20 protein-coding genes are annotated in these 19,827 nt (G+C 69.5%); 15 read left to right on the top strand and 5 right to left on the bottom strand.

Annotated features, from left to right (window positions below; genetic code table 11):
* The first annotated feature begins 56 nt into the window (after nucleotides 1-56).
* The 8 genes from ffh (at nucleotide 57) to GNT64_RS06740 (ending at nucleotide 5,770) form a co-directional block, all read left to right on the top strand.
* Nucleotides 57-1,529, top strand: coding sequence for a signal recognition particle protein (ffh, locus tag GNT64_RS06775; RefSeq protein WP_197277306.1), 1,473 nt, complete (start codon nucleotides 57-59; stop codon nucleotides 1,527-1,529).
* A gap of 26 nt (nucleotides 1,530-1,555) precedes the next feature.
* The gene (gene rpsP / locus GNT64_RS06770; protein WP_156678812.1) at nucleotides 1,556-1,942 is read left to right on the top strand and encodes a 30S ribosomal protein S16; all 387 of its coding nucleotides are present in this window, start codon (nucleotides 1,556-1,558) and stop codon (nucleotides 1,940-1,942) included.
* Between the two features lie 57 nt (nucleotides 1,943-1,999).
* Nucleotides 2,000-2,158, top strand: a complete 159-nt coding sequence (locus tag GNT64_RS06765; RefSeq protein WP_156678811.1) for a hypothetical protein — start codon at nucleotides 2,000-2,002, stop codon at nucleotides 2,156-2,158.
* 34 nt (nucleotides 2,159-2,192) lie between these two features.
* On the top strand, nucleotides 2,193-2,669 hold the full coding sequence (gene rimM, locus GNT64_RS06760) for a ribosome maturation factor RimM (RefSeq protein WP_156678810.1): 477 nt from the start codon (nucleotides 2,193-2,195) through the stop codon (nucleotides 2,667-2,669).
* 37 nt (nucleotides 2,670-2,706) lie between these two features.
* Nucleotides 2,707-3,432, top strand: a complete 726-nt coding sequence (locus GNT64_RS06755) for a metallophosphoesterase family protein (RefSeq protein WP_156678809.1) — start codon at nucleotides 2,707-2,709, stop codon at nucleotides 3,430-3,432.
* Nucleotides 3,433-3,441: 9 nt separating this feature from the next.
* On the top strand, nucleotides 3,442-4,176 hold the full coding sequence (gene trmD / locus GNT64_RS06750; RefSeq protein ID WP_156678808.1) for a tRNA (guanosine(37)-N1)-methyltransferase TrmD: 735 nt from the start codon (nucleotides 3,442-3,444) through the stop codon (nucleotides 4,174-4,176).
* Nucleotides 4,177-4,180: 4 nt separating this feature from the next.
* On the top strand, nucleotides 4,181-4,570 hold the full coding sequence (gene rplS / locus GNT64_RS06745) for a 50S ribosomal protein L19 (RefSeq protein ID WP_156678807.1): 390 nt from the start codon (nucleotides 4,181-4,183) through the stop codon (nucleotides 4,568-4,570).
* Between the two features lie 174 nt (nucleotides 4,571-4,744).
* Nucleotides 4,745-5,770 carry an aspartate-semialdehyde dehydrogenase gene (locus GNT64_RS06740; protein ID WP_156678806.1) on the top strand — a complete coding sequence of 342 codons (1,026 nt, stop codon included), beginning with the start codon at nucleotides 4,745-4,747 and terminating at the stop codon, nucleotides 5,768-5,770.
* Between the two features lie 45 nt (nucleotides 5,771-5,815).
* Here GNT64_RS06740 and GNT64_RS06735 read toward each other — a convergent pair whose 3' ends face one another.
* The gene (locus tag GNT64_RS06735) at nucleotides 5,816-6,469 is read right to left on the bottom strand and encodes a DUF4142 domain-containing protein (protein ID WP_156678805.1); all 654 of its coding nucleotides are present in this window, start codon (nucleotides 6,467-6,469) and stop codon (nucleotides 5,816-5,818) included.
* Between the two features lie 162 nt (nucleotides 6,470-6,631).
* On the opposite strand from GNT64_RS06735, the gene GNT64_RS06730 reads away from it, so the two are divergent.
* The 3 genes from GNT64_RS06730 (at nucleotide 6,632) to GNT64_RS06720 (ending at nucleotide 10,654) form a co-directional block, all read left to right on the top strand.
* Nucleotides 6,632-7,408 carry an alpha/beta fold hydrolase gene (locus GNT64_RS06730; RefSeq protein WP_156678804.1) on the top strand — a complete coding sequence of 259 codons (777 nt, stop codon included), beginning with the start codon at nucleotides 6,632-6,634 and terminating at the stop codon, nucleotides 7,406-7,408.
* Between the two features lie 71 nt (nucleotides 7,409-7,479).
* Nucleotides 7,480-9,342 (top strand): M2 family metallopeptidase, encoded by a 1,863-nt coding sequence (locus GNT64_RS06725; RefSeq protein WP_197277305.1) that lies wholly within the window; start codon nucleotides 7,480-7,482, stop codon nucleotides 9,340-9,342.
* A 157-nt stretch (nucleotides 9,343-9,499) separates the two neighbouring features.
* On the top strand, nucleotides 9,500-10,654 hold the full coding sequence (locus GNT64_RS06720; RefSeq protein ID WP_197277304.1) for a GGDEF domain-containing protein: 1,155 nt from the start codon (nucleotides 9,500-9,502) through the stop codon (nucleotides 10,652-10,654).
* Between the two features lie 22 nt (nucleotides 10,655-10,676).
* Here the strand turns inward: GNT64_RS06720 and GNT64_RS06715 are convergent, their stop codons facing one another.
* Nucleotides 10,677-11,159, bottom strand: coding sequence for a peroxiredoxin (locus tag GNT64_RS06715; protein WP_156678802.1), 483 nt, complete (start codon nucleotides 11,157-11,159; stop codon nucleotides 10,677-10,679).
* A 65-nt stretch (nucleotides 11,160-11,224) separates the two neighbouring features.
* A complete protein-coding gene (locus tag GNT64_RS06710; protein WP_156678801.1) occupies nucleotides 11,225-12,178 on the bottom strand; it encodes a glycosyltransferase family 2 protein in 954 nt (317 codons plus the stop codon).
* Nucleotides 12,179-12,273: 95 nt separating this feature from the next.
* Here GNT64_RS06710 and GNT64_RS06705 point away from each other — a divergent pair, with 95 nt between their 5' ends.
* The 3 genes from GNT64_RS06705 to GNT64_RS06695 all read left to right on the top strand — a co-directional run bounded on the left by GNT64_RS06705 (nucleotide 12,274) and on the right by GNT64_RS06695 (nucleotide 15,316).
* On the top strand, nucleotides 12,274-12,834 hold the full coding sequence (locus tag GNT64_RS06705) for a YqgE/AlgH family protein (RefSeq protein WP_156678800.1): 561 nt from the start codon (nucleotides 12,274-12,276) through the stop codon (nucleotides 12,832-12,834).
* A 143-nt stretch (nucleotides 12,835-12,977) separates the two neighbouring features.
* Nucleotides 12,978-14,387 (top strand): adenosylhomocysteinase, encoded by a 1,410-nt coding sequence (gene ahcY, locus GNT64_RS06700; protein ID WP_422396633.1) that lies wholly within the window; start codon nucleotides 12,978-12,980, stop codon nucleotides 14,385-14,387.
* Nucleotides 14,388-14,515: 128 nt separating this feature from the next.
* Nucleotides 14,516-15,316: a class I SAM-dependent methyltransferase gene (locus GNT64_RS06695; protein WP_156678798.1), complete on the top strand. Its 801-nt coding sequence runs from the start codon at nucleotides 14,516-14,518 to the stop codon at nucleotides 15,314-15,316.
* 24 nt (nucleotides 15,317-15,340) lie between these two features.
* On the opposite strand, the gene GNT64_RS06690 is transcribed toward GNT64_RS06695, so the two are convergent.
* Both GNT64_RS06690 and GNT64_RS06685 read right to left on the bottom strand, forming a co-directional pair.
* Nucleotides 15,341-16,399 (bottom strand): GSCFA domain-containing protein, encoded by a 1,059-nt coding sequence (locus tag GNT64_RS06690; RefSeq protein WP_156678797.1) that lies wholly within the window; start codon nucleotides 16,397-16,399, stop codon nucleotides 15,341-15,343.
* Nucleotides 16,396-17,253, bottom strand: coding sequence for a WcbI family polysaccharide biosynthesis putative acetyltransferase (locus GNT64_RS06685; protein WP_156678796.1), 858 nt, complete (start codon nucleotides 17,251-17,253; stop codon nucleotides 16,396-16,398). The genes GNT64_RS06690 and GNT64_RS06685 overlap by 4 nt, the downstream gene beginning before the upstream one ends.
* A 230-nt stretch (nucleotides 17,254-17,483) precedes the next feature.
* On the opposite strand from GNT64_RS06685, the gene GNT64_RS06680 reads away from it, so the two are divergent.
* Nucleotides 17,484-19,793, top strand: coding sequence for a sensor histidine kinase (locus GNT64_RS06680; protein ID WP_156681480.1), 2,310 nt, complete (start codon nucleotides 17,484-17,486; stop codon nucleotides 19,791-19,793).
* The last annotated feature ends 34 nt before the right edge of the window (nucleotides 19,794-19,827 follow it).

Here is a 19,827-nt window from a genome sequence, read left to right as displayed (position 1 = left end):
GCGTTCGGCGCGGTTCGGCAAGGTTTCAGGGCGTGTTGCGCGCCGGGAGTGTGGCGATGTTCGAGAGCTTGAGCGATCGGCTGGGCGGCGTGTTCGACCGCCTGCGCGGCCGTGGCGCGCTGAACGAGGCGGACGTGCGCGCAGCGCTGCGCGAGGTGCGCATCGCGCTGCTGGAGGCCGACGTCGCGCTGCCGGTGGTGCGCCAGTTCGTCGACGGCGTGACCGAGAAGGCGGTCGGCCAGTCGGTGCTGAAATCAATCACGCCGGGCCAGCAGGTCGTCAAGATCGTCAACGACGCGCTGGTCGAGATGCTGGGATCGGACGCGGCCGATCTGGAGCTGGACGTCACCCCGCCGGCGATCGTGATGATGGTCGGCCTCCAGGGTTCCGGCAAGACGACGACGACGGCGAAGATCGCCAAGCGGCTCACCGAGAAGGGCCGCAAGAAGGTGCTGATGGCGTCGCTCGACGTCAATCGCCCGGCCGCGCAGGAGCAGCTGGCGACGCTCGGCACGCAGACCAAGGTCGCGACCCTGCCGATCGTGCAGGGGCAGTCGCCGGTCGACATCGCGCGGCGGGCGCTGCAGGCGGCCAGGCTGCAGGGCTATGACGTGCTGATGCTGGACACGGCCGGCCGCCTCCATGTCGACCAGGCGCTGATGGAGGAGATGAAGGCCGTCGCGGACATCGCGACGCCGCACGAGATCCTGCTCGTCGTCGATGCGCTGACCGGTCAGGACGCGGTGAACGTGGCGACCAGCTTCTCCACGCAGGTGGCGCTCACCGGCGTGGTGCTGACGCGCATGGATGGCGATGCCCGCGGCGGCGCTGCGCTCTCGATGCGCGCCGTTACCGGCAAGCCGATCAAGTTCGTCGGCACGGGCGAGAAGCTGGACGGGCTGGAGCTGTTCCAGCCGGCCCGCGTCGCCGGCCGCATCCTGGGCATGGGCGACGTCGTCAGCCTCGTCGAGCGGGCGGCCGAGACGATCCAGGTCGAGGAGGCGGAGGCGCTCGCCGCCAAGATGGCGAAGGGGCAGTTCGACATGAACGACCTGCGCGCCCAGTTCAACCAGATGAAGCGGATGGGCGGCCTGGGCGCGCTGGCGGGGATGCTGCCGGGCGTGAAGCAGGTGAAGCAGGCGATGGCGAACGGCGCGGGCGACGACAAGATGCTCGTCCACCTGGACGCGATCATCGGATCGATGACGCCCAAGGAGCGCGCCAAGCCCGAGCTGCTGAACGCCAAGCGCAAGATCCGCATCGCCAAGGGCAGCGGCACGACGGTGCAGGAGGTGAACAAGCTCCTGAAGATGCACCAGGAAATGGCCAACGCGATGAAGAAGATCCGCAAGATGGGCGGCCTGAAGGGGCTCGGCGCCATGCTCGGCAAGGGTGGCGGGCTGGGCGGCCTGCTCGGCGGCGGCGGGATGCCGCAGCTGCCGCCGGGGGCGGGTGGCCTGCCCGGGCTGCCCGGCAGCGGCGGCCCCGGCGGGTTGCCGCCAGGTTTCAACCAGTTCCGCAAGAAATAATCTCAAGTCTCTGAAAGGAAGTACGAATGTCCGTTGCAATCCGTCTCGCCCGCGGTGGCGCCAAGAAGCGTCCTTACTATCGCATCGTCGTCGCCAACTCCCGCGACGCGCGCGACGGCCGCTTCATCGAGAAGATCGGCACCTACAACCCGCTGCTCGCCAAGGATGACGAGAAGCGCGTGGTGCTGGATGCCGAACGCGCGAAGCATTGGCTGAGCGTCGGCGCGCAGCCGACCGATCGCGTCGCCCGCTTCCTGGACGCCGCCGGCCTGAAGGAGCGGTCCGCCCGCAGCAACCCGAGCAAGGGCAAGCCCGGCGAGAAGGCCGTTGAGCGCGCCGAGGAGCGCGAGAAGAAGGCCGCCGCCGCTGCGGCCGCCGCCGCGCCGGCCGAGAGCGCCGACGCCGAGGCGTGAGGCACGAACGGGTGGCTGGGGCGTTCGTGATGCGACTGTCGATAGAGGAGGTGCATCATGTCCACCAACGCCACCCAGCCGGATCAGGCCGAAGGCGCGCGCGAGGATGACCGCGCCGGAGAAGGCGGCGGGCAGGGCGTCTCGTCCCAGCAACCCGCCGAGGGAGCCGACGACACCCCCGCCGGAGACGACGGATCGGCCGACCGGGCCGCCTGACGGCGAAACGCGCGCCGATGGTCCGCCGGACCGGATGGTGACGCTGGCGGCGGTGATCGGCGCGCATGGCGTATCGGGTGAGGTGCGGCTGAAGCTGTTCACCGACGATGCCGACAATCTGCGCGCCTATCCCGCCTTCGAGGCGGGCGACCGCCGCCTGAGCCTGAAGACCGTGCGGCCCGGACCGAACGGCGCCGTCGCCCGCTTCGCCGAGATCGGCGATCGCACGGCGGCGGAGGCGTTGCGCGGCACCGCCTTGCGGGTGCCGCGTGCCGACCTGCCGCCGCTGGCGCCGGGCGAATATTATCATGCCGACCTGATCGGCCTCGCCTGCGTGGCGACGGACGGCGAGGCGCTGGGCCATGTGGTGGCGGTCGAGAATTTCGGCGCCGGCGACGTGATCGAGGTCGAGCGGCCGGGCGGCAAGCGGTTCATGGTGCCGATGAGCGCCGATGCCGTGCCGACGTGGGACGAGACGCGGCTGACGGTGGAGCGCGGCTTCATCGTGTAGCCAGGATGTGGCCGGCGGATCGGGAGCGGAGTTCGAGATGCGTCTGGCCGTCCTCTCCGACATTCACGGCAACCTGCCCGCGCTGGAGGCGGTGATCGCCAATGCCCGCGCGCGCGGCGCCGATGCGTTCGTCAATCTCGGCGACAGCGTCTCCGGCCCGCTCTGGCCGCGCGAGACGGCGGCGCTGCTGATGGCGCTCGGCTGGCCGACCCTGGCGGGCAATCAGGATCGGCAGGTGGTGCAGGAGCATCTGGCCACGATGGGCGCCTCCGATCGGTTCGCGCGCGAGCGGCTGGGGCCGGCGCAACTCGCTTGGCTGGCGACGCTGCCATCGACGCTGGAGTATGCGGCGGACATCTTCCTCTGCCACGGCACGCCGGCCAGCGACTCTGCCTATCTGCTGGAGGATGTGGGCGAGGACGGCGCCTATCCGGCCGCGCCCGGCGCCGTGGCGGAGCGGCTGGCGGGGCGGCGCGAGCGGTTGACGCTCTGCGGCCACAGCCATCTCGCCCGTCTGCTCTGGCTGGCGGACGGCCGCACCGTCGCCAACCCCGGCAGCGTCGGCCTGCCGGCCTACGCCGATCCGCTGCCGCACTGGCACGTGATGGAGAGCGGCACGCCCCGCGCGCGCTACGCGCTGGTGGAGGATGGCGCGGTGGACCTGCTGGAGGCGGACTATGATTTCGCCGCCGCGTCCGCCAAGGCGCGCGCGGAGGGGCGGGGCGACTGGTCGTTCGCGCTCGCCACCGGCCGCGCGCGGTAGCATGGCCGGATGAGCTTTGCCGCGACGATCCTGACGCTCTATCCGGAGATGTTCCCCGGCCCGCTGGGCCACAGCCTTGCCGGCCGGGCGCTGGCCGAGGGGCGCTGGTGCTGCCGGCCGGTGCAGATCCGCGACTATGCGACCGACCGCCACCGCAGCGTGGACGATACGCCGGCCGGCGGCGGCGCGGGCATGGTGATGCGCGCCGATATCCTGGCGCGGGCGGTGGACGATGCGGCCGCACAGGCCCCCGGCGTGCCGCTGCTGGCGATGAGCCCGCGCGGGCGTCCGCTCGGCCAGGCGCGGGTGCGCGATCTGGCGGCGGGGCCGGGCGCGATCATCCTGTGCGGCCGGTTCGAGGGCATCGACGAGCGCCTGTTCGAGGCGCGCGCGATCGAGCCGGTGTCGATCGGCGACTATATCCTCTCGGGCGGGGAGATGGCGGCGCTGACCCTGCTGGACGCTTGCATCCGGCTGCTGCCCGGCGTAATGGGCGCGGCGCATAGCGGGGATGACGAGAGCTTCGAGACGGGGCTGCTCGAATATCCCCATTATACCAGACCGCGTGAGTGGGAAGGGCGCACGATCCCCGAAGTGCTGCGATCGGGGGATCATGCGGCGATCCAGGCATGGCGCAAGGCCCGTGCCCAGGACGATACACGGCTAAGGCGGCCGGATCTTTGGGAGCGCCATGAGGGCGCTCGGGTCCAGTCGCCCTCTGGCGCGCGGCGACAGAAGGAGTGATGGGATGAACCTCATCCAGACGCTCGAGGCCGAGGCCATCGAGAAGTTCAAGGCGAACAAGACCCTGCCGGAATTCCGTCCCGGCGACACGGTGAAGGTCGGCGTGCGCGTCGTCGAGGGCGAGCGCACCCGCGTGCAGAATTACGAGGGCGTGTGTATCGCCCGCGCGAACAAGGGCATGGGCAGCAGCTTCACCGTCCGCAAGATCTCGTTCGGCGAGGGTGTGGAGCGCGTGTTCCCGCTCTACTCGCCGAACATCGATTCGATCGAGGTCGTCCGCCGCGGCGTCGTGCGGCGCGCGAAGCTCTATTATCTGCGCGGCCGCACTGGCAAATCGGCCCGTATTGCGGAGCGGCGCGATACCCGCCCGGCCGCCGAGGCCAAGGAAGCGTAAGCACCACGCTCCCCACCAACCTCGCAGGCGGCCGGCTCCCACAGGGGAGACCGGCCGTTTGCTTGTCCGCACCGTTCACCACATGCACGCGTCGTTCCGGCAGGGCCGGGATCTCCCGGAGGCAGGCAAGCCGCCTGACGGACCGGGTGACGCGCCCCATCAGGGAATAAAGATATGGGCTATCGTGTCGTCGTCGCAGGGGCCACCGGGAATGTCGGCCGCGAGATGCTGAACATCCTTGCCGAGCGTGAATTTCCGATCGATCAGCTGGCCGTGCTCGCCTCCTCGCGCAGCACCGGCGACGAGGTCGACTTCGGCGAGACCGGCCGCAAGCACAAGATCCAGAACATCGAATATTTCGACTGGGCGGGCTGGGACATCGCGCTGTTCGCGATCGGATCGGAAGCGACGAAGAAATATGCGCCGATCGCCGCTGCCGCCGGCTGCACGGTGATCGACAACAGCTCGCTCTACCGGATGGACCCGGACGTGCCGCTGATCGTGCCGGAGGTGAACCCGGAGGCGATCGACGGGTACAAGGCGCGCAACATCATCGCCAACCCGAACTGCTCCACCGCGCAGATGGTGGTGGCGCTGAAGCCGCTGCACGATGCGGGAAAGATCACCCGCGTGGTCGTCTCTACCTACCAGTCCGTCTCCGGCGCGGGCAAGGCGGGCATGGACGAACTGTTCGAGCAGAGCCGCAACATCTTCGTCGGCGATCCGGCCGAGCCGAAGAAGTTCACCAAGCAGATCGCCTTCAACGTGATCCCGCACATCGACAGCTTCCTGGACGACGGCTACACGAAGGAAGAGTGGAAGATGGTGGTCGAGACCAAGAAGATCCTCGATCCCAAGATCAAGGTGACGGCCACCTGCGTGCGGGTGCCGGTGTTCGTCGGCCATTCCGAGGCGATCAACATCGAAATGGAGAATGAGCTCTCCGCCGAGGACGCGCAGAACATTCTGCGCGAGGCGCCCGGCGTGATGCTGATCGACAAGCGCGAGGACGGCGGTTACGTGACGCCGATCGAGTGCGTCGGCGAGTTCGCCACCTTCGTCAGCCGCGTGCGCGAGGATCCCACCGTGGAGAACGGCCTCGCGCTCTGGTGCGTGTCCGACAATCTGCGCAAGGGCGCGGCGCTGAACGCCGTTCAGATCGCCGAGCTGCTGGGCCGGCGGCACCTGAAGAAGGGCTGATCCGGGCGGCGCCCTCCCCGACCGGATCGGGGAGGGCGCGCCCGCTTACGGCCGGGTGCCGGCGTTGCCGGCCTGGGCGTCCGGCACGCCAGAATGGTCGATCTGCTTGACCATATCGAGGTGCATCTGCACCTTCGGCGCGGTTTCGGCGGCGAACGCCTTGAGCTTCGCATTGTCGCCGCCGTCGGCATAGCTCTTCATGAGCGACAGGGCGTCCGAGTGGGCCGACGTCTGCTGATCGACGTAGAGCGTATCGAACTTGTCGGGCGCCGCCGCCTTCAGGTCGGCGATCAGCTTCTGGTGCGCGTCGTCCAGTGCCGCCGGCGGCTTCAGCGCGGCGTCTCCGGCGGTGATCGCCTTCAGCTTGGCCGTCGTCTCCGTATGCGCCTTCACCATCTCGCCGGCGAACTTGGTGACGGCGGCGGACTTGGACATCTTCTGCGCGAGCTTGCCAGCCTCCATCTCGTACATGTCGCTGATCGCCGCCTTCTGCACGAACTCGGCGGCGGTCGGCGTCGCGATGGCGGCGGGGGTGATCGCATCGGCGGCGTTGGCGACGGCGGCGCCGGTGGCCTCCATCGCATTGCCGGCCGAGGCGCCGGCGGCGGCCGCGTCGCTGCCCGCCTGCTCGGCGGTGCGATTGTTGCATGCGGTAAGCGCGAGCAGCGCCGTCGCCAGCACAAGACTTTGCTTTCTCATGACACTCTCCCAGATACTCCGCGGCGTAAACCGTTGGCCGGGGCGGCATGTTCCGGCGCGGGTCGTGGCCCGGGCCCCGATGAGGCCGGCGTGACACGGGCGGCCCGTCCGGCTATCGGACGGCCGACCATGTCCTCCCCGCCGATCGCTGGATGAACGAAGTTGGCAAGCGCCCCGACTGACCTGCCGGTTCACCGCTTCGCAGCGCGCGACGGCACCGATCTCGCCTATCGCGTCGCCGGGCCGGACGGCGGCAGGCCGCTGGTGCTGATCCACGGCTATTTCTCCAACGCGTTCACCAACTGGATCCGCTACGGCCACGCCGCTTTGCTGGCGGCGGCCGGCCACCGCGTGATCATGCCGGACCTGCGCGGGCATGGCGACAGCGCCCGCCCGCACGATGCCGCCGCCTACCCGCCGGACGTGCTGGCGGACGACGGCGCCGCGCTGGTGGCGCATCTCGGCCTCGGCCCGGATCACGATCTCGCCGGCTACTCGCTGGGCGGGCGCACGGTGCTGCGGATGCTGGCGGCCGGCGCCCGCCCGCGCCGCGCCGTGCTGTGCGGCATGGGGCTGGACGGCATCCTCGATACGCAGGGGCGCGGCGCCTATTTCCGCCACGTGCTGACGAACCTCGGCAGCTTCGCACGCGGCACGTCCGAGTGGATGACGGAGGCGTTCCTCAAGACCACCAAGGGCGATCCGCAGGCGCTGCTGCACATCCTGGCCACCTTCGTCGATACGCCGGCCGCGACGCTGGCGACGCTGGACGTGCCGATGCTGGTCGTCACCGGCGCGGAGGACGACGACAACGGATCGGGCCGGGCGCTGGCGGCGGCGCTGCCGGATGCGGGCTTCGAGGAAATACCCGGCAACCACATGAGCGCCGTCACCCGGCCGGAACTGGGCCGGGCGATCGCCGACTTCCTGGCCGGCTGAACCGGCGCTTGACGCGCCGCGCCGATCCGGCGCACGCCCGGTGCCATAAACTGGCATCAGAGGGCATCATCATGCAGTTCCGCACCCTGACTTCGGCGCTGGCGCTGGCCGCCTGCGTCGCCCTGCCGGCGTTCGCCGCGCCGGCGGTGGCCGCGCCCCGCTCCGCATCCCGCCCGGCCGACACCGCCGCCGCCGCGCCGACCGTGGCGGAGGCCGACGCCTTCGTCGCCGCCGCGGAGAAGGAGTTCACCGACGCCGCCACCTTCGAGCAGCAGGTGCAGTGGATCAACGCGACCAACATCACCGACGACACGGATGCGGTCGCCGCCGCCGTGGGCGCGCAGGCGACGGAACGGCAGGTGCGGCTGGCCAAGCAGGCCGCCCGCTTCGACGGCGTGCAGGGGCTGAGCTACGATACCGCGCGCAAGCTGGCGAAGCTGAAACAGTCGATCACGCTGCCGGCCCCCTCCACCCCGGGCGCCGCCAAGACGCTGAACGAGCTCTCGACGCGCATGTCCTCGCTCTACGGCAAGGGGCGGGGGACGCTGGCCGGCAAGGAGATCAACGGATCAGACATCGAAGCGGCGATGGGCGACAATCGCAACCCCGCCCAGTTGAAGGAGATGTGGACGAGCTGGCACGACAATGTCGGCGCGCCGATGAAGCAGGACTATGCCCGGCTGGTCGAGATCGCCAACCAGGGCGCCAAGGAGCTGGGCTACAAGGATCTGGGCGCGATGTGGCGCGCCGGCTACGACATGCCGGCGGACGATTTCGCGAAGCTGACGGATCGGCTGTGGCAGCAGATGCGCCCGCTCTACGAAGAGCTGCACTGCTACACCCGCGCCCGCCTGAACGAGAAATATGGCGATGCGGTGCAGCCGAAGACCGGGCCGATCCGCGCCGACCTGCTCGGCAACATGTGGGCGCAGGAGTGGGGCAACATCTACGATATCGTCGCGCCGAAGGGGGCTGGGGGCATCGGCTACGACGTGACGGCGCTGCTGCTGGCGAAGAAATACGATCCGGTGAAGATGGTGAAGACCGGCGAGGGCTTCTATTCGTCGCTGGGCTTCGCGCCGCTGCCGGAGACCTTCTGGCAGCGATCGCAGATCACCAAGCCGCGCGACCGCGAGGTGATCTGCCACGCCTCCGCCTGGGATGTCGATGCGAAGGACGATATCCGCATCAAGATGTGCACCAAGGTGAACGGCGACGACTTCGTCACCATCCACCACGAACTCGGCCACAATTACTATCAGCGCGCCTACAACCAGCAGAGCTTCCTCTACCGTGACGGCGCCAACGACGGCTTCCACGAGGCGATTGGCGACTTCGTCGCGCTCTCGATCACGCCCGATTACCTGGTGAAGATCGGTCTGCTCGATGCGGCCAAGGTGCCGGGCGCGGACAAGGACATCGGCCTGCTGCTACGCCAGGCGATGGACAAGGTGGCCTTCCTGCCGTTCGGCCTGCTGATCGACAAGTGGCGCTGGGGCGTGTTCGACGGGACGATCAAGCCCGATCTCTACAACAAGGCATGGACCGACCTGCGGCTGCAATATCAGGGCATCGTGCCGCCGGCCGAGCGGCCGGAGACGGCGTTCGATCCCGGCGCGAAATATCATGTGCCGGCGACGACGCCCTATATGCGCTACTTCCTCGCCCGCATCCTGCAATTCCAGTTCTACAAGGCGGCGTGCGACCAGGCCGGGTGGACGGGGCCGCTGCACCGCTGCTCCTTCTACGACAACAAGGCGGTGGGCGAGAAACTGGATGCGATGCTGAAGATGGGCGCGTCGAAGCCGTGGCCGGATGCGCTGGAGACCTTCACCGGCACCCGCGAGATGGATGGCGCGGCGATGCTCGCTTATTTCGCGCCGCTGGCCGACTGGCTGAAGGAGCAGAACAAGGGCCGGCAGTGCGGCTGGTGAGGCAAGATCGTGCGCGTCGCGCCATGGTAAACGAACGACAGATCGCGACAAAGCCACGATTCCGCAAAGACATGTGGCGGCTGCCTATCCCTTTGATCTAGATGCGCCCGCGCCCTGACCTGCGGCGGGCGGCGGCGGGTGCGGGATGGGGAGGGGCATGCACGAAGGTCTTTCGGTTCTCGTCGCCCTGCTGCTGCTGAGTGCGATGCTGGCGGCGATCCTCACCATCGCGTGGGTGACGCTGGAGCGGCCGCGCCACGCCCGCACCTGGGCGATCGCCTTCGCCATCGGCACCGTGCAGTGGACGATCAACCTCGTCCATGTGCTGGGCGGCGGCAGCGCGTGGCTGTTCCTGCTGGTCAATATCCTCTCGGTGGTGGTTTCGGCGCTGCTGGCGCTGGGCTTCCGCCAGCGCGCCGGCGTGGAGGAACATCGGCTGCTGTTCGCCGGTGCCGGCGCGCTCATCGTGGCGGTGCTGATCGGATCGATCGTGATCGCGCCGACCGGATGGCTTACGCGCGCCGCGCCGCTGCTGTTTCGCGGCGTGGTGCTGGCCGGCGCGGCGGCGGTGGTGGGCCGCCGGGGCGAGCAGGCGAGCGCCGCCGAGCGGTCGATGGTGGCGATGCTGTGGCTGTTCGCGCTGTTCAGCATCGCGGTGGCCGCCGTTGCCATCGGATCGGCGCTGGATGGCGGCCGCTTCGGCCATCTCGATCGCTGGCTGCTGCTGCTGGGGCTGCCGGCGGCCTATGCCGGCACCGGCCTGTTCATCACCTTCCTGCTCGCCGCCGATCTGGCCGAGCGGATGCGGGCGCTGGCCGCGCGCGACCCGCTGACCGGCATCCTCAACCGTCGCGGGTTCGAGGAGGCGGCGGGCAGGGTGATGGCCAACGCGCTGCGCCACGCCCAGCCGCTGTCATTGGCGATCGCCGACCTCGATCGGTTCAAGGCGGTGAACGACGCGCACGGCCATGCGGCGGGCGACGCGCTGCTGCGCCGCTTCTCCGACAGGATCGGTGAGGCGATCCGCCAGGGCGACCTGTTCGGCCGGCTGGGCGGCGAGGAATTCGTGCTGCTGCTGGTCAACACGCCCGGCGAGGCGGCGGTGGCGGTGATCGACCGCCTGCGCCGCGACGTGGCGACGATCGACCTGCCGATCGATCCGCCGCAGACCGTGACGACCAGCTTCGGCGTCGCCGAACTCGCGCCGGGCGACGCCTCGCTGGACGCGCTTCTCGCGCGGGCAGACGACGCGCTCTACCGATCGAAGCTGGACGGGCGCGATCGCGTGACGTTCGCGCCCGTCGGCCGGTAGCCCGATCGGACGGGCGATCGGCTCAGAGCTGTTCGAGCATGTGCTCGGCGGAGCTGACCTTATACTCGCCCGGCGCCTCGACGTTCAGCTGCTCGACCACGCCGTCGTTCACCACCATCGAGAAGCGCTGGCCGCGCTTGCCCATGCCGAACTTGGTGCCGTCCATCTCCAGCCCCACGGCGCGGGCGAAATCGCCGTTGCCGTCCGCCAGCAGCGTGATCTTGCCGTCGGTGCCGGCGCTCTTGCCCCAGGCGCCCATCACGAACGCGTCGTTCACCGAGGTGCCGGCGATCTCGTCTATGCCCTTGGCCTTCAGCGCATCGGCCTTCTCCACGAAGCTCGGCAGGTGCTTGGCCGAGCAGGTGGGGGTGAAGGCGCCCGGCACCGAGAACAAGGCGATCCTGCGGCCCTTGAAGTAGCTGGCGGAATCGACCGGCTCCGGCCCGCTCTCGCCCATCTTCACGAAGCCGGTCTCCGGGATCGTATCGCCTACCTTGATCGTCATCATCTGGTCCTTCCGGTCGAAACTGGTGCCGCGCCTGCGTGGCGGCGGTGGAAGCGAAAGGCCGGTCAGCCCGCTTCGTTCCATCGCTGGCGTCCGCGCAGCAGCGGCTTGGCGAGGGCGGGCACGGCGAGCATCAGCGGCATCGCCACCCACCACCGCCGCGATCGCTGCCACGCGCGCGCCGCCCGCAGCACGCGCAGCCCCTCGCGCACGCGGCCCGCGCGGATCAGCGCGTCGCCTTCCTCCCACGCGGTCTGCCGCTCTATCTGCGCGGCCATCTCGGCGGCGACGCCGGCCTCCGGCCGCTGCCCCAGGCGGGCGGCGGCGGCGCGGTAGACGCGGGCGAGGGCGGCCATCATCTTCGCCGTCTGGCGGGAGAGCGACTCGGCCCGCCGCCGGTAGCGCACCAGCACCTGCGCGACATAGCCGCCCTGCCACCCGGCCTCCAGCAGACGCAGCCACAGGTCGAAATCCTCGGCGGCTGGCAGCGTGCCGTCATAGCCGCCCACCTCGTTGAAGGCGGCCAGCCGCAGGATGCAGGCGGTGAACACGTTGAACTCGCGTCGCATCATCCGATCGAGCGTGATCGGCGGCACCTGCGGGCTGAACTCGGAGAAGCGCCGCCCCTCGCGCGCCGCCTCGCCGAAATAGGTGGCGTCGCAGCTGACGAAGCCGAGCCGCGCATCATGGTCGATCGCGGCGACCATCGTGTCGAGATAATCCGGCTCGTAGAGGTCGTCGCCGTCGAGAAGCGCGATCAGTGGCGCGCGGGCGTGGCCGATCGCGCGGTTGCGCGCGGTGGCGACGCCGCGATTGTCGGTCTGCAGCAGCCGGATTCGCGAATCGGTCCGGAACGGCCGCAACGCGCCCTCGACGTCGTCGGGCGCGCCATCGTCCACCACGATCGCCTCCCAGTCCTGGAAACGCTGCGCCTGGAGCGATCGCAGCGTCTCGCCAACGAGATGCGCGAGGCCATAGGCGGGCACGATCACGGAGACGGCGGGCGCGTGATCGTTCATCCCGTGCCTCCGCTGCGGCCCGGCGCGGCCGGCCCATCACGCATTTGGGGGAAGGAGTGTGGACGCGCCATGACAGCCCTCTATAAAATGACGGGATGGAAGCACCAGCCTCTCTCGCCGGCCAATATCTGCTGGCGATGCCGGGAATCGGCGATCCGCGCTTCGAACGCGCGGTGATCGCGATGTGCGCGCACGATCCGAACGGGGCGCTGGGCATCGGCGTGGGCCGGCTGGTGCCGCGGCTGGGCCTGCATGGCCTTCTCGCCGAACTCCAGATCGCGCCGGGCGACGCACCCGACGCGCCGGTGCATGTCGGCGGGCCGGTGGAGCCGCAGCGCGGCTTCGTGCTGCACAGCCAGGACTGGATCGGCGACGAGACGCTGAAGGTGGGCGGGCGCTGGGCGCTGACCGGCACCCTGGACGTGCTGCGCGCCATCGCCGAGGGCACCGGGCCGGCGCGGTGGATCGTGGCGCTGGGCTATGCCGGCTGGGGCGAGGGGCAGCTTGACATGGAGATGACCCGCCATGGCTGGTTCGCGACGCCCGGCGACGACGCCATCCTGTTCGAGCGACCGGCGGACCGGCGCTGGACGGCGGGCTTCGACAGTGCCGGCATCGATGCGCGGCTGCTGGCGGCGGGCGCCGGCACGGCCTGAGCCGCAACCCGGCGCGCCTGTCTCGATAAAGACATAAAGAAGTCTTTATATTTGCAATCGGCGCGTCCGGCTTGTAACCGGGCGACCATATGGCCGCCATCCGGCGGCCGCCCATCTTCCCGGGAGACGTGATCGTGGCCAGCCTGCCCGTCGAAAGCTTTAGCGACTATCTCGTGCGCGACATCTCGCTGGCCGCTTATGGCCGCGCCGAGATCAGGATCGCCGAGACCGAGATGCCGGGCCTGATGGCGCTGCGCGAGGAGTTCGGCGCGGCCAAGCCGCTGACGGGCGCGCGCATCACCGGATCGCTGCACATGACGATCCAGACGGCGGTGCTGATCGAGACGCTGGTGGCGCTGGGTGCCGAGGTGCGCTGGGCCACCTGCAACATCTTCTCCACGCAGGACCATGCCGCCGCCGCGATCGCCGCCGCCGGCATCCCCGTGTTCGCGCTGAAGGGCGAGACCCTGGCGGAATATTGGGACTATGTGCAGAACATCTTCGACTGGGACGACGGCACCGGCCGCACCTGCAACATGATCCTGGACGATGGCGGCGACGCGACGATGTTCGCGCTGCTGGGCGCCAAGCTGGAGGCCGGCCACGCGCTGGCCGAGCCGGAGAATGACGAGGAGGTGGAATTCCACCGATCGCTGAAGGCGTTCGTCGCGCGCAAGCCCGGCTATCTCACGGAGACCGTGAAGAACATTCGCGGCGTCTCCGAGGAGACCACCACCGGCGTCCACCGCCTCTATCACATCGCCAGGAAGGGCGAGCTGCCCTTCCCCGCGATCAACGTGAACGACAGCGTCACCAAGTCGAAGTTCGACAATCTCTATGGCTGCAAGGAATCGCTGGTCGACGCGATCCGCCGCGCGACGGACGTGATGCTCGCCGGCAAGGTGGCGACCGTCGCCGGCTTCGGCGATGTCGGCAAGGGCTCGGCCCAGTCGCTGCGCAACGGCGGCGCCCGCGTGCTGGTGACGGAGATCGATCCGATCTGCGCGCTGCAGGCGGCGATGGAGGGCTTCGAGGTGGTGACGATGGATGAGGCGGTGAAGCGCGCCGACATCTTCGTCACCGCCACCGGCAATGCCGACGTGATCACCGCCGAGCATATGGCGGCGATGAAGCCGATGAGCATCGTGTGCAACATCGGCCATTTCGACAGCGAGATCCAGATCGCGGGCCTCAGCAACTACAAGTGGACCGAGATCAAGCCGCAGGTAGACCTCGTCGAGTTTCCCGACGGCAAGCAGATCATCGTGCTCGCCAAGGGCCGGCTGGTGAATCTCGGCTGCGCGACCGGCCACCCGTCGTTCGTGATGTCTGCCAGCTTCACCAACCAGGTGATGGCGCAGATCGAGCTTTGGACCAAGCCCGGCCACTATGCCAACGAGGTGTTCGTGCTGCCGAAGCATCTCGACGAGAAGGTCGCCGCGCTGCACCTGGAGAAGCTGGGCGTGAAGCTGACGAAGCTGACGGCCAAGCAGGCCAGCTACATCGGCGTGACGCCGGAAGGCCCGTTCAAGCCCGATCATTACCGCTACTGATCCGTCGCCTTGGGCCGTGCGCCGACCGCGATTGCTTCCGATCCGGTCCGGATAGGCGTGTCGGCGGCGAGCGGCTGATGCCTATACCTCCTGCCGCGGGCGTCGTGCCCGCGACAGGAGGATGATCGATGCTGCCGCTTCCGCCGGAGGACCTTCGCTTCAACGTGGCGGGCACGCGCGATCCCGTGCTGTTCGATACGCTTGGCGCCCTGTCGGTGCAGAACTTCGCCATGGCGCTGGCTGGTATCGGCCGCAGCCTGCCGCAGTTCGCGCGCATCCTGGAATGGGGCTGCGGCTGCGGCCGCATCCTGCGCCACCTGCCGTTCCACCCGCACGCGCAGGAACTGCACGGCTGCGACATCGATCCGAAGGGCATCGCGTGGCTGCGTGACAACCTGCCCTATCTGCATGTGCAGCACACGCCCGGCCTGCCGCCGCTGCCCTATGCCGACGGCCATTTCGACCTCATCATCAACCACAGCGTGCTGAGCCATCTGGACGAAGCCTATCAGGATGCGTGGCTGGCCGAGCTGGGCCGCGTGCTGGCGCCCGGCGGCGTGCTGATGCTGACGGTGCACGGCCCGTTCGCCTTCGACCACTGGACATCGGTGCTGCCGAAGGACGATGCGGCGCTGCAACGGGTGGTCACGGGAGCGCGGGAGGCGTTGGCGAAAGACGGCTTCTACTTCCTCGTCGACGATGTGTGGGCTGACAATTTCCCGAGCTTCTACCAGAGCAGCTTCCACACGCCGGCCTATGTCTTTTCGCACTGGGGCCGCTTCTTCGACATCATGAGCTACATCCCGCGCGGCGCGCTGGGCCATCAGGACATGATCGTGCTGCGCCACAAGGCGACGGCACCCGAGGCCGTCGAGGCGACGGAGGCCCCGCGCGACGCGCCGACTCCGCTCCCGGCACGCGCCGCCTGAGCGCGCGCCGGGGCACGAATCGCCTCAGGCGCGGATCGCGTCGATCGCCTCCTCGTCGCAGATCACGCCGGAGCTGGCGGCGCGGGCCGCCACCAGCTGCGCTGCGGCCGCGTCCGGCTGCGGCGGTGCGTCCCGCTCGACATAATTCTTCAGGAAGCAGCGCATCGCGTGGGCCACGCCGATGCGGTTCACGTCGCGATAATCGTCCTCGTAGTACAGCCCGCCGGCATAGCTGCCGGTGATGATCTCGAACGACGGGAAATAGTCCGTCCAGTCATGCTCGCGCGTCACCATGTCCGCCACCACGCGCAGCACCGACTTGCTGTAGGTGGTGGAGCAGAGCACGTTGCGATCCTCGAACGTGGCGATCAGCGGCACCGGCGATACCGTCAGCAGCACGCGCACGCCGGGGTTCACCGCCTTCAGCCGATCGAGGAAGCGGACGAGGTCGCCGCGCACCTCCTCGACGCCGAAGTTCACCGCCTCATACCGCTCCGGATCGAAGCTGCCGGCGACCACGCCGGGGGCGAGCGGGAAGACTGATCCGTCCACGCGCGATCGCCACGCCTCCGTCAGCCCCATGGTGAACACGAACACGTCGGCGTTGAGGAACATCGCTCGCACCGCCGCCAGGTGGCGGGCGCGATCCGCCGCCACCTCGTTCGCGCTGGCGAAGCCGGCCGGCTCCACCTGCTGGCGGTAGGCATCGACGTAGCGGCCGTCAGGCCGCCGCCACGCCATCTCGTGCGGAATGCGCTCGCCGAACGCTTCCAGGAACAGCTGGTGCAGCTGGGCGGTGGTGTAGAGGTTGCCGAAGCGCGCCGAGAACACGCCGTAGTTGCGCGGCCCCCGCTCCTCGGCCGGCAGATGTTCGCCCGCTTCGGGGATGTAATAGTTGAAGTCGATCTCGCGCAGCCGGCGGGAGATGTGCTGAGCGAAGCAGCTGCCCGCCGTCGCCACCCGGGCATCCGCCGCGATCCGGAAGCGCGGCGCCACCACCGGATCGAACAGGTGCGTTTCAGTGCGGGATACGGCGCGGCGCCAGAACTGATAGTCCTTCAGCGTGCTGTACGGGCTGCTCATGCCTGACCTCGTATGACGGAGAGAACCTGATCGTAGCGCGGCTGGTAGTGCGGGTGCGGCTGGATCACGTGCCGGCCGTGCCCGGCGAAGATGGCGAAGCTCTCGTCCAGGAAGGTGTCCAGCCCGACATAGGCGTACCGGCCGACCGCCTTGAACAGATAGGAGCCGCGCACGCCCAGCATCTCGCCCACCTCGTCGTAGACCGGCAGGCAGGGGCCGGCGATCAGATTGTCGGCGGGCACGATGTCGGTCTCGGTGATCGGCAGGCCGAGCGCGAGCACGAAGGCGCGGGCGACCTGGTACAGCTCCTCGATGCGGGGATGGTTGACGCTGTACATGAAGGCGCGGCCACGGCCCCAGTGCTGGAAGCTGGCGGCCAGATCGACGCCATGATCCTTGTAGCGGCGCAGCAGCGCATCCCGCTGCGGCGCCCAGTCGCGATGATAGCCGCACGCCTCGTACATGCGGCCGTTGTAGAGGCGGCGGGTATCGGCCAGCGACAGCCCCTCATTATAGGCGGCGACGGCGATCACCGAGTGGTAGGCCGTCATCGGGCTGTTGACGAAGGTGCCGTCGATCCAGAAATATCCGAAGTCGGGATGGTAGGCGCCGAAATCGATCGAGGGGAGATGGTTGATGTTCACCGCCCGGCTTGCGTCGAACTCCGGCGCCATGATGATATCGGGGTGGACGATCACGCGATCATAATCGGCCATCTCGCGATTGTAGCGCTCCGCATCGACCTTGAACGTCCAGATATCGGCCGAGTCGACGTGGAGCTTGCTGTTCAGCAGCGAGAAGCTGTTCGCAAGACCGAACGTCTGGCAGTTGGACAGCAGCAGCCAACGCTCCATATGCGGCACACCCTCTTCGATCGCGACTTCGCCGGAGCCGTGGCGAATAGACGCGAAGCTGCTGGCCGGGCAAATGGAGGTGGATCGGGATCGCACCTGGTTTCGCGCGCCTGCCGCCGACGAAAGAGGTTCAGCATCGCCCGGCCTGCCGCTAGACGGGTGACGATGCCCGCCGCCGCCCGCCCGTGATCGCCCTCTCGCCGACCGCCGCCGCGATCGCCGCGACCGTCATGGCGCTGTGGCTGGTTGCCGCCGTGCTGGCGACCGTGGCCGGCGTGCGCCGCGCGGCCGCCGCGCGGCGGGCGATCGCGGGCCAGCGCGAGCTTGACGAGCTGCTGGCCCACGGCCCGGCCGTGCCGGTGCGCGTCGACGGCGAGGGGCGGCTGCGCGCCCATCCGCGGCTGGGCGACTGGCTGGGGCTGACCGCGGCGCCCGCCACGCTCGCCGATCTCGCCGGGGCGGGCGGCGAGACCGGGCTCCTCGCGGCGGACCACGCCGCGCTGCTGCAGGACATCGCCGCCGCCCAGCGATCCGGCGCGGCCTTCGCGCGGCCGGTGCGGGCGCACGGCTCGGCCAGGGTGATGATGGTGCGCGGCCGGCCGGCGGCGCGGCCGGGCGAGATCGTCCTCTGGTTCTTCGACGCGACCGACAGCCAGGCCGAGATCGAGCGGCTGGGCGAGGAAGGCGCGCGGCTGGGCAACGCCATCGAGGGACTCTCCGCCGTGATCGAGGCGGCGCCCTTCCCGATGTGGTATCGCGGGCCGGACCTGCGCCTCGCGCTGGTGAACGGCGCCTATGTGCTGGCCGTGGAGGGCGAGGATGCGGCCGACGTGGTGGCGCGCGGGCTGGAACTGGTGGAGGGCGGCGGCGGCAAGGGGCCGCTCGCCGCCGCCGCCGCCGTGCGCGAGAGCGGGCGCATCGCCACCCGCACCGCGCCCGCCACGATCGGCGGCACCCGCCGCACGATCCGCATCGTCGACGTGCCGATCGGCGAGACGGGCGTCGCCGGCTATGCGATCGACGTGGAGGAGCTGGAGAATGCCCGCGCCGACCTGGTCCGCTTCGCCCGCGCCCAGCGCGACATGCTCGACCTGCTCTCCGCCGGGGTGGCGCAGTTCGGGCCGGATCGGTCGCTCGTCTTCTCCAACCAGCCTTTCGCCCGCCTGTTCGCGCTGCGGCCCGAGTGGCTGGCCGACCGCCCCGAATTCGATCGCGTGCTGGAACGGATGCGCGAGGGCGGCCACCTGCCCGAGAGCCGCGACTTCCCCGGCTGGAAGGCGGAGCGGCGGCGCTGGTTCAACGTGGCCGAGGAATCGATCGAGGAGAATTGGCTGCTGCCCGACGGCGCGCACCTGCGGGTGCTGGCGCAACCGCTGCCCGATGGCGGCCTGCTGCTGATCTTCGAGGATCGCACCGAGCAGGTGCAGCTTGCCTCCGCCCGCGACACGCTGGTGCGCGTGCGCACCGCCACGTTCGACAATCTGTTCGAGGCGGTCGGCGTGTTCGCCGCCGACGGCCGCCTGAACCTGTGGAACAGCCGCTTCCGGGATGCCTGGGCGCTGACCGAGCAGGAGTTGGCGCAGCACCCCCGCGTCGACGCGCTGGTGGAGGCGGCGGCCAAGCGCCTCGCCAACCCGGCCCGCGCCAGCCTGATCCGCGAGCTGGTGCGCATCGCGACGACCGAGCGGCAGCAGCGATCCGGCCGGGTCTCGTTCGTCGACGGGCGCGACTTCGATTTCGCGGCAGTGCCGCTGCCGGACGGGAACGCGCTGTTCACGATGCTGGACGTCACCGACAGCCGCCGCATCGAGCGCGCGCTGCGCGACCGCAACGAGGCGCTTGAGGAGACGGACCGGCTGAAGAACGCCTTCGTCGCCAACATGAGCTACGAGCTGCGCACGCCGCTCACCTCGATCGGCGGCTTCGCCGAGATGCTGGCCGGCGGCTATGCCGGGCCGCTGGGCGAGACGGCGGGCGAATATGTCGGCGCGATCCTGGAGTCGGTCGCCCGGCTGGGCGCGCTGATCGACGACGTGCTCGATCTGACGCAGGTGGAGGCGGGCAGCCTGCCCATGGCGCGCCAGCCGGTTGACCTCCACGCGCTGTGCCGCGAGGCGGCGGCCGACATCGCCGACACGGCGCGGGCGCGCCGGCTGGATCTGGTGACGCGGATCGACCGTTCGGTCGGCGCCGTGGAGGGGGACGGGCGGCGGCTGCGCCAGGCGGTGGACCATCTGCTGAAGAACGCGATCACCTATACCCAGACGGGCGGGCGCGTGCTGTTCCACGTCGAGGGCGACCGGCAGACGGCGCAGATCGTCGTCTCCGACAACGGGCCCGGCATCGGCGCGGAGATGCGCGACCGCATCTTCGCCGGCTTCGAGCGCGCCAGCGCCCGATCGCGCGACGGCCAGACCGCCGGCGGGCTGGGCCTGCGGCTGACCCGCCAGTTCGTCGAGGCGCATGGCGGCACGCTGGCGCTCACCTCCGAACCCGGGGAGGGCACCACCCTGATCATCCGCCTGCCGCGGGTGCGCTAGGATGGGAGGGTGCCTTGAATGGTCCGGGGTGACG

The sequence above is a fragment of the Sphingomonas profundi genome (genome assembly GCF_009739515.1).
Taxonomy (GTDB): domain Bacteria; phylum Pseudomonadota; class Alphaproteobacteria; order Sphingomonadales; family Sphingomonadaceae; genus Alterirhizorhabdus; species Alterirhizorhabdus profundi.
The sequence above is the reverse complement of the archived record's forward strand: the minus strand, read 5'-3'. Positions and strand labels throughout refer to the sequence as shown.